Origin of the sequence: Bradyrhizobium sp. 27S5 (assembly GCF_037217225.1) — a bacterium.
Taxonomy (GTDB): domain Bacteria; phylum Pseudomonadota; class Alphaproteobacteria; order Rhizobiales; family Xanthobacteraceae; genus Bradyrhizobium; species Bradyrhizobium septentrionale.
The window spans coordinates 1,584,943-1,597,769 of record NZ_CP147714.1; the positions used below are offsets into that span (position 1 = coordinate 1,584,943).

General features: G+C 60.7%; 9 protein-coding genes and 5 pseudogenes. 8 read left to right on the forward strand and 6 right to left on the reverse strand.

Annotated elements, in window-relative coordinates:
* Positions 1 to 80: 80 nt before the first annotated feature.
* Together WDM24_RS44470 and nopM are read right to left on the reverse strand one after the other, a co-directional pair.
* Positions 81 to 218, reverse strand: coding sequence for a DUF2628 domain-containing protein (locus WDM24_RS44470; RefSeq protein ID WP_414645697.1), 138 nt, complete (start codon positions 216 to 218; stop codon positions 81 to 83).
* Between the two features lie 820 nt (positions 219 to 1,038).
* Positions 1,039 to 2,766, reverse strand: coding sequence for a T3SS effector NEL-type E3 ubiquitin ligase NopM (gene nopM, locus WDM24_RS07545; RefSeq protein WP_338830739.1), 1,728 nt, complete (start codon positions 2,764 to 2,766; stop codon positions 1,039 to 1,041).
* 438 nt (positions 2,767 to 3,204) lie between these two features.
* On the opposite strand from nopM, the gene WDM24_RS07550 reads away from it, so the two are divergent.
* From WDM24_RS07550 to WDM24_RS07560, 3 genes and pseudogenes are all read left to right on the forward strand, one after another.
* The gene (locus WDM24_RS07550; protein ID WP_414645699.1) at positions 3,205 to 3,852 is read left to right on the forward strand and encodes a Ulp1 family isopeptidase; all 648 of its coding nucleotides are present in this window, start codon (positions 3,205 to 3,207) and stop codon (positions 3,850 to 3,852) included.
* Between the two features lie 84 nt (positions 3,853 to 3,936).
* A pseudogene (locus tag WDM24_RS07555) lies at positions 3,937 to 4,077 on the forward strand (IS5/IS1182 family transposase); the annotation flags it as partial.
* A gap of 71 nt (positions 4,078 to 4,148) precedes the next feature.
* Positions 4,149 to 4,711 (forward strand): annotated as a pseudogene (locus WDM24_RS07560) (IS5/IS1182 family transposase); the annotation flags it as partial.
* Here the strand turns inward: WDM24_RS07560 and tnpC are convergent.
* Both tnpC and WDM24_RS44640 read right to left on the reverse strand, forming a co-directional pair.
* Positions 4,693 to 5,494: pseudogene (gene tnpC / locus WDM24_RS07565) on the reverse strand (IS66 family transposase); the annotation flags it as partial. The pseudogenes WDM24_RS07560 and tnpC overlap by 19 nt on opposite strands.
* 809 nt (positions 5,495 to 6,303) lie before the next feature.
* Positions 6,304 to 6,757 (reverse strand): annotated as a pseudogene (locus WDM24_RS44640) (transposase); the annotation flags it as partial.
* Positions 6,758 to 7,611: 854 nt separating this feature from the next.
* On the opposite strand from WDM24_RS44640, the gene WDM24_RS07580 reads away from it, so the two are divergent.
* From WDM24_RS07580 to WDM24_RS07600, 5 genes and pseudogenes are all read left to right on the forward strand, one after another.
* Positions 7,612 to 7,803, forward strand: a complete 192-nt coding sequence (locus tag WDM24_RS07580; RefSeq protein WP_166104006.1) for a hypothetical protein — start codon at positions 7,612 to 7,614, stop codon at positions 7,801 to 7,803.
* A 96-nt stretch (positions 7,804 to 7,899) separates the two neighbouring features.
* Positions 7,900 to 8,148 (forward strand): hypothetical protein, encoded by a 249-nt coding sequence (locus WDM24_RS07585; RefSeq protein ID WP_338701911.1) that lies wholly within the window; start codon positions 7,900 to 7,902, stop codon positions 8,146 to 8,148.
* Positions 8,149 to 8,186: 38 nt separating this feature from the next.
* Positions 8,187 to 8,609, forward strand: a complete 423-nt coding sequence (locus WDM24_RS07590; protein WP_338696331.1) for a transposase — start codon at positions 8,187 to 8,189, stop codon at positions 8,607 to 8,609.
* A gap of 268 nt (positions 8,610 to 8,877) precedes the next feature.
* A pseudogene (locus WDM24_RS07595) lies at positions 8,878 to 10,005 on the forward strand (IS3 family transposase).
* A gap of 599 nt (positions 10,006 to 10,604) precedes the next feature.
* A complete protein-coding gene (locus tag WDM24_RS07600) occupies positions 10,605 to 11,633 on the forward strand; it encodes an IS110 family transposase (RefSeq protein WP_338696333.1) in 1,029 nt (342 codons plus the stop codon).
* Between the two features lie 192 nt (positions 11,634 to 11,825).
* On the opposite strand, the gene WDM24_RS07605 is transcribed toward WDM24_RS07600, so the two are convergent.
* Both WDM24_RS07605 and WDM24_RS07610 read right to left on the reverse strand, forming a co-directional pair.
* Positions 11,826 to 12,107 carry an oleate hydratase gene (locus WDM24_RS07605; RefSeq protein ID WP_338696335.1) on the reverse strand — a complete coding sequence of 94 codons (282 nt, stop codon included), beginning with the start codon at positions 12,105 to 12,107 and terminating at the stop codon, positions 11,826 to 11,828.
* 1 nt (position 12,108) lies between these two features.
* On the reverse strand, positions 12,109 to 12,822 hold the full coding sequence (locus tag WDM24_RS07610; protein WP_338696337.1) for an oleate hydratase: 714 nt from the start codon (positions 12,820 to 12,822) through the stop codon (positions 12,109 to 12,111).
* Positions 12,823 to 12,827: the final 5 nt, after the last annotated feature.

Genomic DNA, 12,827 nt, shown 5'->3' on the forward strand with positions numbered 1-12,827 from the left:
GGCAAGCGAAGAAGGTCGCACTGCGGCCGACGCCAAGGCTAGGGCGAAATCGATAGCAAGGGTCAGCACGAGCCAGCCGATTAGCGCGCCAGCCAGAGCCTGTTCCAGGCCAGCCAGATCACGCCCGCAATCGCGGCCCAGAAATGGAAGCCGTCGCGTACGAAGACGAATTTGTCGGCCGCCGCAAGAGCCGCGCCGTTGGCCGCGGGGGTATGCACTGTATAGACCGGCTTCGAACGCTCCGCCGAGGATGGACTCTTACTTACAGCATGATCTTCCGGAAACCGGCACGACCTTTTCCGGATCATGCACCCGGAGATCAGCCGCCGAGCTGCCCCTTGGTTGAGACGCCAGCATGCATTCGCTGTGGTCTTCCATGCGAGCCTGCAGGAAGACGCCGTCTTGAGGTCTGAGGTCGCATACCCGAGCTGGTCTCGCATCGGACCCGCCTGACGACAGGAGGGGGGCGCTCCGATTCTGTCGGCACCTCTTCACCGGCCTTCGGTTTGAGCCGACGAAATTCATCGACCGACATCATAATCGATCTGGTTTGCCGTGGTTCATGATTGCGACGCGGCCGGATACGGCAGCCCGCTGCATCTCCCCGGATTGCTGCTGCAAATCCTGAGAGGAGAAGGTTCGAATAAGCGCTCAATGATCTTCACGTATTTATGTATTTTTCTCGAGTAGGTGCGCGGCGCCATTCGAGCGCCTTGCGATCCCCATTCAAGATGCGGCAGGAAGATGTACTACCACTCTGCTTTTTGTTGGGCCGCCAAGCCGAAGAATCCGTCATTGGAGGGATCCTTCGTCGGCGAAGTCTTCTGAGCAGTTTCGAACCGGCTGCACGCCGACCATTTCTCGCTGCCGCACACCGGGCGATCTTCACGGCGGTAGATGCGTGCGGCCCTCAACGGGCCGCGCCTCAGCCTCTGGCTCGAGCGCCAATCGTCAGCTCAAGGATGATGTCGATTGCGGGAATCCATCTTGAAGCAGCCCCATAGAGCAATGAAAATATCCCTGCGGGACTCTTGAGTCTCATTGTTCTAGGCCACGCTCTGCGAGCAGCCGGTGCATGACCTCGCCTTTTATCTCGGCTGCGATTTGGTTTCGGACTTGGGCTCCGAGCACCCGCTCGGCATCGACGTCGCCTACCAGACCATGTTCGGCCAGTCGCTGATCCAGACGGCTTTGAAACTCTTCGCCCATGGCTTCGACAAGCCGGTCCTGCATCGCTGCATGTTCGTCCGGTGCGATGCGCCTCAGCACCGTCTCCCAGGGTTGCCAGCGGGTGGCCATATAGTCGGTGAATTGGTTCGCTTCCCGCTCCCGGACCAGGTCCAGCGCCTCCGTCGCATCATCCTCGCTTACGCGAGAGACCGCCAGGAAGCGCATGTCAGGGGCGACGTGACTGAGCTCCAGCGGCTCGCGCAGCCGATGTTGATAGGCCAAGTAGACTTCCACGTCGTCTATGTCTGGGTCGAGGCTGAGGAGCGAGTTGACCCTGTCGCGCGCGATCTCGTCAAGCGCCTCCAAGCGGAACGCAACACGGCCGCGCTGGATCAGTTCGCCAAGACGATCGTCATATACGCCGCCTTCGACATCAGCGTTGAGGCGCGCGGTCTGCATACCGTTCCAGTGCAAGGTAACTCGATCCTCGCAGCTCGCGTTGGCCTCGGAAGCCTGTGCAAAAAAATGCTCGCGCAATCTCGGATTGGCCGCCGCCTGCCGCAGATCATCAGCCACTCTCTGCCGAAACTCGTGATTGCCATAGTTAACGGTCTCTCGTAGCCTCTCTAGGAGCCGTGCGTAGTCCTGCGCGCCGGGCTCATCCGCAAAGTGCTGCCATTCGGCCAGTGCCGAGGGGGCGTCTCCCAGCCAGTGCGCGGCAGCCTCATACAGAGATTGCTGCGCAAGCTGAGGTGGCGCTTCAGCCGCCGCCAGATTAGCGAGGACGTCGTCCGGCAGCGGGTTATCCCCGAACTCGAGGTTCTCCAAATGCGGGTAGCTAAAACTCGATAAAAGACCCTCAGGTAGGCTGGTCAGCCGGTTACCGCTGAGATTGAGCGATTGGAGCGTGCTCGGAAGAGGGGCGGGGAGGTTGGCCAATTGATTGCTGCTGACATCGAGTTCAATGAGCCCCGATGGGAGGGAGTCGGGGAGGTCGGTCAGCTGATTGCCACTAACCGCGAGCGAGGTGAGCCTGCTCGGGAGAGCGTCCGGCAGGCTAGTTAGTCGGTTGTCGCTTGCGTTCAGGATCTCGAGCCGAGCCGGAAGGTTGGCCGGCAGACTGGTCAAGCTGTTATCGGCCACCTCCAGCCGAGAGAGGGTCGCCGGAAGAGCGTCCGGCAAACTGATCAACCGGTTATGGCTAATGAGAAGATGCTGAAGACCGGTTGGGAAGCTAGCGGGCAGGCTGCTTAGCTCGTTGTGCCTGGCGCGCAGTTCAAGCAATCTTGGCGGCAGGGCGGCGGGCAAAGCGGTCAGGGAGAGGGAGGACAAATCCAGCAAGTGCGAGCCCGCGTTGTCCGAAACCCTAATTCGTGTGCGCCCCTGTCGCCGATTCTCGGCTTCGCCCTGCCCCTCTTCGGCAACCCAGTTGTCCAGGATCTGCGCGCGCGCGGAGGCCGGGGTCCGATATCCTGTCATGGCTTCGACCAAATCCGCCACGGCTCGGCTGAAGCCGCTGAGGTAACTTTCCTGCTCCCCCTCTTCAGAAGCGTCCGAGGAAGAACCTGCACTCCGCTGTGCCTGTCCTGTGTTCATCAATTTCTCCATCGTCAGAACAAGAATGCCCCCGCTTCTCAAGGTCGCGAAGCAGGCTGGTTGTCATGATCATTCGAGAGCCAGCGCACGTGCGCTGCGGCTCCCGCCCGACTCGAGCCGGTACAGGTTCACATGAGCCCAAATGCGGCAAATGGATCGCTACTGCTGCGAGGCTTCCTGCCATTTCGTTGACCAGATTAAGTCCCGGAGGACCGTCAACGTGGCAGCGTTCTGCCCTTAGCAGGCCTACCTGTCGATCAGCTGACGAGTGTCGCTGCAGAACCCCGGGTCGCTCGGTTGCCAGCGGTGACAGAAGTAAGCCCGCCTCTTTATTCCGAGGATGCTCGCCTTATTTCGGGGCTTGAGGAGGTCCCCCGCAATGGAAGCAGCGCCGGCGCCCGCTGCCAGGGCTCGCTCAGACACCTACGGCGGTTTCCATTGGTTGATCTGACTGCGCCCACGCCGTCTGAATCACGCGACGATGCTAATTCTGTACGGCCGTTTCCGAGCACCTCCGCTGATGCTCAGATCGGGGCTTTAGGTCCGACAGCCTCGTCCCACGGCCGCGGGCTGGTGCTCGAGGACACGGAATGGCTGGGCGACGAGCATATCGACAGGGATTACCGGCTCCAGGAGCAGGATTTGCAGAGGTACCATCCAAATCTCGCCGCCCGGACGCGGTTCGTGAATCCCCTCATCGTTCTAAATTATCTGCGCTCTGACGACGATGGCGTCGTGCGAACCGAATTCCAGCGCATCGTCGATGATGATAATGGTAATGATGCAGCCGACTTCCTGTTCCTGCCCGTGATTAATGCCGATCCTGAAGATCCTAATAGCCTCGGCAACCACTGGTCGCTGCTGTTCGTTGATCGCAGCGACCGGGGCCGGCCGGTCGCCTATCACTACGATTCCTACGGCGGACTCAACAACAAGGATGCAGAACATCTCGCAAGTCGGCTGGACCTCCGCCTGGAGCCGGCATGGCCCGGCAGCGGAACGGCTATGATTGCGGCGTCTTCGTGGTGGACGGCACGCGGGCGCTGGTTAGGCAATTGGAGCAAGGACGGGAGCCACACCTGCTGAACCTCAGCAACCTCGTTGCCAATCGGCAGGCACTGCAGAACCGACTCAGGGGCTGATGTCGCCGTGGGCGGATAGCTCGTCGACGATGCCGCCAACGTCATCCTCTCCGCCGTCGGTTACAATTTCCGCCGCATCCTCGCCTGGCTAAGGGCTCTTTGGTACCTCTTCCTGGCTGCCTTCTTCTCAGTCACCAGCCACCGCACACCACTCAAATCGGCTTCTTAACCGACGCGCCGCGACGACGACGATACTGAAGATCTACTCCCTCTCAACTTCCCCAAAAGCCGCAGCGCCGAAAACCCGGCCTGCGCAGCCGCCTGGGCCGGATCATCCGCGACATCCGCCGCAAGATCGAAGGCCAGGATGCGCTCGAAGAGGCGTTCGCACTCCCGTTGAGCCGGGCCACGCAGATCCGCTCGCAGCAGCAGCGCCAGCGCGGCTGGAAGCTGGATTCCTTCCATGCCCCCGAGGTGGAGTGCATCGGCAAGGGTAAGGCCAGCGGCCTTACGAGTTCGGCGTGAAGGCTTCCATAGTCACCAACAACCGGCCTGCTCCCGGCGGCCAGTTCGTGCTGCACGCCAAGCTCTGCCCGATAACCCTTACGACGGTCACACCCTGCGGGACGTCATCGACCGAACCGAGACACTCACCGGCTGCGCGATCGAGCGCGCCTTTGTCGACAAGGGATACCGCGGCCGTGACGCACAGAACCCGCGCCGCGTCTTCATCTCCGGCCAGAAGCGCGGCGTCTTCGGCACTATCAAGCGCCAGCTGCGGCGCCGTTCCGCTATCGAGCCCCGTGATCGGCCATTTGAAGGCTGAAGGACACCTCGGCCGCTGCTACCTCAAAGGCCGCGCCCGCTGGGGCAATTCGGTGAGGACATGTCGCAACCATGCGAAGGGCTCAACGCTACAGGCGCGACAGGTCAGCACCAGGCTATAGACAACGGCACTGGCGCTGGCTCCATCAACGGTATCGCTGAAGAGCCAATTTTTCCTGCCACAGGCGAAGATTCTGATGTCGCGCTCAAGAAGGTTGTTGTGGATCGGCATCTCGCCGTCCTCGGTGTAGCGCGTCAGATATTCCCACTGATTGAGCGTATAGGAGACAGCATCGCCGAGCTTGGTGTCGGGCACGACCTTTGGGGCGATTGCTTCGAGCCATGCCTTGAGAGCGTTCAGGACAGGAATGCTGTGTTGCTGGCGGAAGCGGCGCCTGTAATTGGCCCGCGTTTCGCCGTCATCCGGTTTTTCTTCGCGCACCTGTCTTTCAATCCGGTAGAGTTGGTCGAAGAACTTGAGGGCTTGCGCCGGCGGCCCGCCGGGTTTCTTCCTCGCTTTGAGGGCGTCGACAAAGCGCCGCCTGGCGTGGGCCACGCATCCGATATGCGTGGCGCCTTTCAACGTGCGCCAGGCCGAGTAACCGTGACTCATCAAGATGCCGCGGTAGTCGCCAAGGAAGGTCTGCGGGTGTTCCTGCCCACGACCAGGCTGATAATCGAACAGCACAATCGGCATAGGCCCACATGTACGAGGTGCTGGAGGCTTCCTTGTCCTTTTCGTTCAATACCTGAACCGTTGTTTCGTCGCCGTGGATGAGGGCCTGGCACCTGAGCCGCAGTTTCAGTACATCGTAGATGCGCACATTGATCAGCATCAGGTTCATCGCCCCGCGACCGAGCCAATCCTCCTGCGCCGCCGTTTCCCAGCTCGGGATCGTGACCTCGCCGCCATCCACGCCCCGGACCCGCGGGCGCTCGACCTCGATCTTGCCGCCGTGGAAGCCGATCCGTCCCCGCGTTCGGCCCAAGGTGCGTCCGCCGCGCCGCCTCGCGATCGTGGCGCGGCCCGCCACAACATCCGCCTCCATCATCGTGCCGAGCGCCTCGATCCCTGCCGCAAGGCAGAACCGATCGAAGCTCGCCCGCACTTCTGCAAACGCTTCGTCCACCGCCCCGGTCGCCGGCCAACCAGCCGGTGTGATATCTCTTGTCATGGCGTTGCTCTCCTTTGTGGAATCAGCACCCCGAGCCTACCGGCTCAAGGTGGGCAACGCCGACCTCTTCAGAAATTCAACAGAACCCGGGACATCCCCAGTTCTTGTTCTAAATGGGCGATCTTCTCATCCAGGGACTGCAACTGGTCGACAGCAATCGTAGGATCGATTGGGCCATCGCGGGGGTATCTGCTATCCTATTCAGGAGTTTGGCCGGATTGATCCATCATTCCGATCGCGGCGCCCAGGGCGAACTCCGTCGGAACACCTGTTCTCACTCATGACAGCAACTTGTCCAGCACCTCTGCCGGTTGGCAACATGATAAGGGTCCCAGAGCGGTCGGATCGAAACCGGATCAAATAGTCCTATCCACGTGGTCCACTTCAGATTTCCACCAGATCGGTCGTGTGTGTTGCAGGCGCGCGGATTCTTGAGCGTCTAAAAAGGTGCTTGATCACAGTCTGCAACCAAATTCCAATTTGCAACCGCTTGGGTCACCAGACTGCCTATTTTGTCTTGCCCAGCTGAGGCGCCCGCGCGCCGGTTTTTGCCCGACGCGGCTGCCATTGCGACACGAATCGTAGCTTTGATCGGCCTGGGCGGCAATCAACATCTCGCGGTCGCGCAGCGCCTTGATGTTGTAGGCATAGGCTGGTCCACGGCGGTTACCTTTCTGTTGGGGATGTCCGGCTTGAAGTTGCATCGCGCGGGTCTTGTTGGCGACCAGCGCCGGGTGCGGATGCGCACGAAAAAAGCATGCAGTGGACCGGGCGCCTTGGCCGCTTCCCAGGCCGCCTCGACCAGCATGGCGCGCGCGTGACTGCGCCCGATCTCGCTGATGCGACGTGATGGGCGGCTCCCAGTCCCGACTGCCGCACCCGCGGGTTCAGCCCGAAATAGCTCGCTAGGGGGCGCCGGCCGTCCGGATCGCGGTCGGCACCAGGCGCATACTCCTCCATCCTTCAAGTCAGAGGGACAAGCAGGACTCGATCGCGCCGGGGCGGGATGACAACCGAAGGACGGCTCACGCCATTTAAGGGGCAATCCGTTCTGCGGGTGAGCCTTGGTGTATGTCGTCCGGCAACGTCGTCGCCAAGAATAGGCGTCTCTCCCGCAGGGCCCTGGGGGCTTGGGGCAGCTCAAAAATACCGCAACCCCGTAGGATCCCGCATTGCCAAGCCGCCAATAGAGCAGCATGTTTCCTCTGGAATTGGAGGGAGAACCGTAGTGATCTTCGCAAGCGGACGTCGGAGCGGTCGGCCGATCATTCAGCCGTGCCGGACGATTGAGGAAGCAGAGGCCGTTGCCGCGGAAATGAACGGCGCCGGGTTTAAGAATGTTGCGATCGGGGACACAAGCCGGCCCGCGAAATGAACAGTCGGTGAGCAGTCTTCTCTAGTATGGAAATGCTGCATAGCTTGGGCACCTTGCCCACCGGCGCGCGGTGAACTCATCCACTGATAGGACCGATCCCTCGGGATCACCGAGCGCACGGCCGATGAGGGAGCAAAGCTTGCAGCCGTCTGGCGCTCTCCGCTTCTGTTGCCGTCTGCCGACCAGGGTGATCTGGTTGCTCTCGCTGTGGGTACGGTTTCGCTGTGGGGGACGGTCTGGAGCACGACACGGGATACCGCGCGCAATTCGGGCGCGTGCGAACTGTCGATGATCTGTTGGTAGGTGAGGAGTTCGAGCGCCGCCAGACAGAGTGCGACCTACTCGATCTGGTGCGAAACAACTACGGCTTAAAGAAAGGAGTAGCCACATGCTGTTCTTTGTCGATCTCGCCCTCGCGCCTCTGCAGTTCATGGCCTCGTTTTGCGACGAGATGGTGAGGCCGCTGACGCGGTCGGTGCGCCCTGCCATCGCGGGCCCGGCCCAGATAATCCATATCACCCCAGAGCGTCGGGCGCGCCGAAAGCGGAAGATTCTGCGTCGCCTGCAGCTCGGCTATTGAGGAGGCTGCGCTGATGACCGTGGGGATGTCCCGATCGGTGTTGAACTACGTCGGGCCGACGGGAGTGAATGTTACGCGGGCCTCGAGACGTGGGCAATGGGCTTGATCGTCATGCGATCGTGGCGAGCTTGTGGGCCGCACGCAGAACCGACAATTGCGGGCAGCCGGGCGGCGCGGCTGGCTGACTTCATGGCTGCCGATCTGTCCGCGCTCGACCATCTGGTGGTCCAAATCGACGGGCTGCATCTCGGCGACGATCTCGTGCTGGTCGCCGCAATCGGAGTTGACGGCGAAGGCAACAAGCGTAAGCGCGAAGCCGATACCCTGGCTTCAGAGTTAGAATGAATGTGCGAAGAAGCCTCCGGCTTGGAACGGAGGTTTGGATGGGATTGGACAGCAAAAAGGACGTCCATTTGGGCGGCTCACCGGTAGGGCTGGTGAGCCGGCTGGAGGTCCTCGAAGGACCGTCGGGGCGCCGTGTGCGTTCGGAGGCTGAGAGAGCCCGGATCGTCGCCGAGAGTCTGCTACCTGGTGCCCAGGTGTCCGAGGTGGCGCGCAAGCACGGAGCGACGCGCTGGCATATTTACGATTGGCGACGCCGCTTTCGACAGCGAGGCATGTTGGCGCCGTGCGAGGCATCGCAGTCGACATTCGCAGCGCTGGTCGTGGAAAGCGCGTTGGAGGAGCGTCAGGTTCCGGCGATCAAGCTTGAGATCGCGATCGGCGATGTTGTGCTGCGGACGGACACAGCCATAGATGGCGAGCAGCTGTCCCGGGTGATCCGCGCAGTCCGAGCGTCACGATGATCGCGGCCGGTGCCGATCTGAAGATTTACATCGCGACGCGGCCGATCGACTTCCGCTGTGGCCACGATGGGCTTGCGCGAAGGTGCAGGAGATGCTTCGTCTCGACCTGTTCAGCGGCGCAGCCTTCGTGTTCCGATCGAAACGAGCACAGCTCGTTTCATTGTACGTCCCTTTGTCAGAAGAGCTGGCTCCGCAAATTCGGACAGTAGCTTGAGTGGATTTTCTGCCTGAGAGCGGCGAGGATTCTTGCCGCGAAACAGGAGCGAAGATGACGAAGAGGAGTCGCCGGACGCATTCTCCGGCCTTCAAGGCAAAGGTGGCTTTGGTGGCCGTGAAGGGGGAGAAGACGTTGGCCGAGCTGGCGCAACTGTTTGATGTCCATCCGAACCAGATCACGACCTGGAAGTCCCAACTCCTGGAAGGCGCCGCCGGAGTGTTTGGGCAGGACAACGGACCGGCCGAGGCGCCGGTCGATTTGAAGCGTTACATGCCAAGATCGGCGAGCTTGCGTTGGAGAACGATTTTTTGTCCGGCGCGCTCACCAAGGCGGGCCTGCTGAGCGCAAAGCGATGATCGACCGCGACCATGATCTGTCTGTCGTGCGCCAGGCGAAGGTCCTGAACCTTGCCCGCAGTACGGTTTACTATGAACCTCGGCCGGTTTCGGCCGAGGACTTGTCTTGATGCGCCGGCTCGATGAGCTGCACCTCGATTATCCCTTCGCAGGGGGGCGCATGCTGCGATCGCTGTTGCAGCGTGAGGGCATGCAGGTTGGCGGCCGCCACGTCGCGACGCTGATGAAGCGCATGGGGATCGAGGCGATCTATCGCCGTCCGAACACGAGCAAGCCCGCACCGGGCCACAAGATCTACCCGTACCTATTGCGCGGATTGAAGATCGAGCGGCCGAACCAGGTCTGGGCAATGGGCATCAGCTACATTCCGATGCGACGTGGATTCGTTTACCTCGCGGCGGTCGTCGATGTGTTCAGCCGAAGGGTATTGGTCCATCGCGTATCGATCACGATGGAGACGATATTCTGCGTCGAAGCGCTCCAGGAGGCGTTGGCGAAGCACGGCAGGCCCGAGATCTTCAACACGGATCAGGGTAGCCAGTTCACCAGCCTCGACTTCACCGGCGTGCTGCTGGACGCGAACATCGCCATCAGCATGGACGGCAAGGGTGCCTGGCGCGACAACGTGTTCGTCGAGCGGCTGTGGCGCACTGTCAAATACGAGGAAGTCTATCTGCGTGCTTACGACAGCGTGCTCGAGGCGCGAGCATCGATTTCCAAATATCTGGCGTTCTACAATCGAGGACGTCCTCACTCGAGCCTTGACGAACGCACGCCCGACGAGGCTTACTTCGGCGCGCAAACGATGGTGACGGCCGCATGATCGTCGCCAACGATTTTGCTGCGGCTCTGGTCGGGCTTGCGCCCTCCCGACGCCACAGCAAAATCGTAAAGCCCCGCGTTCAGAACCCGGCAGGAATCCACTTAATTTTCGCGGGGCCCTGTCCAAACAACCGAGACCAGCTCTGTTCTCTCAGGCCTGCTTTGGGTTCAAATAGAAAGGGGAACTGTGGTCAACCTCCAACCTTCAGAGCGGCGACCGTACGACTGACTTGCGCAGTATCGGGGATAGGGGCGCGGAGGCTCAAGACGACTGCGTTATTTCCACCACGCATCATTGCCACCACGCATCGCTCGTCGAGGATCCGTCCCTTCTCCGCTCGTTTGGCCGACCGGTAACGCTCCGTTACCGCCGACACCACCTCGCGCCGCGCGCGCATGCTGATCTTTCCCGCATAGACGCCACCGAACCAATTCGATGGCACCGCCCCAATCATCGGCGAAAAGTTGTCCAGTAACATTCTGGGTGAGGCAATGCGGGGGTCAAATTTGCAAACGATGACGTAATTGCGGTCGGCGCCCGCGGCTCGAAAGGTCCGCTATCTTCAAGCCTTCCCGCAATCTCGCGAATCGGAGGGGGCTATGAAGCAATATGTTGGGCTGGATGTCTCGCAAAGAGAAACGTCAGTATGTGTGGTCGACGAAGTGGGTCAGGTCTTGTTCGAGGGAAAGGCCAAGTCCGACCCGGGGGCGCTCACGGCACTGCTTCGCAAGCGGGCGCCACAAGCGGAGCGCATCGGATTTGAGACCGGGGCGATGGCGAGTTGGCTATGGCATGAACTTCGTAGGGTTGATCTTCCGGTGGTCTGCATCGACGCGCGGCATGCCCACGCGGCTTTGTCCGTACGCATGAACAAGAGCGATCGGAATGATGCTCGAGGTCTGGCCGAATTGGTGCGGGTTGGCTGGTATCGAGAAGTCAAAGTCAAGAGTGAGGAAAGTCAGAAGATCCGCGCGATACTCATCGCGAGATCTCGGCTCGTGGCCATTCGTCGAGATATCGAGAACCAGGTCCGCAGTCTTATCAAAGAATACGGCTTGCTCTTCCCACGCGCGATCGGACTGAAGTTTCGCAATCAGGTCTGCGAGCTATTGGGCGAAGATCATCAACTCCTCGGTGTGATCGCGCCGCTTCTGTCGATCCATGAGCAGATCTGCAAGCAGCAAAGCAAGTTCGACGACGAAGTCCGCCAGTTGACGAAGTCGGATGAGACGACGCGCCGCCTGATGACGGTTCCTGGTGTCGGCGTGGTGACCGCCTTGGCCTTCCGCCATACGATCGACGACCCATCGCGCTTCCGATCGGCATCAAGCGTCGGCGCCTATCTGGGTCTTACGCCCCGACGAAACCAGTCTGGTGAAACTGACATCAATGGCAAGATATCACGATGGGGCGACCGTCTTCTCCGAACGTACCTGTACGAGGCGGCGACCGTCCTGCTTTATCGAACGAAGAAATGGTCCTCTCTCAAGGCTTGGGGCATGAAGCTCGCCAATCGGATTGGCATGCGAAAGGCAAAGGTCGCCATCGCGCGCAAAATCGCCATCGTTCTTCACTGTATCTGGGTCGACGGCACATCGTTCGACTGGGGCCAGGCGAAGGAAGCCTGATCCGATCTTGTAAAGTTCCTGGTCCGGGCTGCCGGACTGGCGATGTCCCGCTGGGACGGTGTTGTGGCGACCTCGGTCAATCGGCTGGTGGCGGCTCGTCCGCACTCCGCTGCAAACGTTGAGGCGCCCGACCCGGACATCATCATGAGGCGCTGCGCGACCTCGGAAAGGACCGTGACCCCAGCGAAGACATCAACCAGCCCCGGCGATCCAATGCCTGGCCGGCAAAGCACGTATCAGCCGCGCCCGAGCCGTCTCCGCAACCCGGACCAGCTCCGACGGCGCGAGCACTACCTCCGTGCCGTGGGCGAGTTCAGAAATGTAAGCTTGACAACAAACCGCAATTAAAGGGCCGATTGACAGGTGCGAAAGCAATTCGATGAGAATTTCACGCCCCGTGCACTCCGACATGGGCTTATGCACGAAGTTACCCGACATGTCCGGGTAGAGCCCATAGCCCCACCACACCCACACATTATTCGGCTGTTCGTAAAAGTGCGGTTGCCGATTTAAGGACAATGGTCCCGAGCCAATTGGGATTCTCGCCTTTGACGGCCTTACTGCCGGAGAAGGCTTCTAGCCGGTCGAAGAAGCTCGAGTCGTCCGCGGTGACTGTGAACGATTCCCATTTGGACTGACCGATCCTGGAAGCGAAGGCGGCGGGGTGGCCGAAATCCGGACTCTTGGCAGCCAGGCGCCCACGCCCTCCGGTTCGCTCCGTATTCAGCACGGGAACCGTGTCCATCGAACCGTAGCTCGTATCGGATGTCATTGACCCGTTGGTCACGAACACAAGATCCCGTTCGGCCAGATCGATGGCGCGATCTTCGCCGCAATGCCGATAGCGCAAGCGCGTCGCGGCCTTCTTCCCGCCTTCGGTGACAATATCAACATCGGTCACTTCCGTCCCCATCTCCAGCCGCACGCCCCGCGCCGTCAACCATGCGACGGTCGGACGGACGATGGCGTCGAACTGGTTGAACTGGGTGCGGTAGATCCCCGCGAAAGTGTCGATCGTCGAGAACAGATGCAGGAAGCGCAGACAGTATCGCTTGAACTCGACGGCACTGTGCCATGGCGCAAATGCAAAGGTTGTAGACCAGATGAGCCAGAACTTGCTGCGGAAAAGTGGGGTTCGAACCAGTTCTGGATCGTCCTGGCGTCGAGCACCGATTCTGGAGCCGCGCAAAGCGC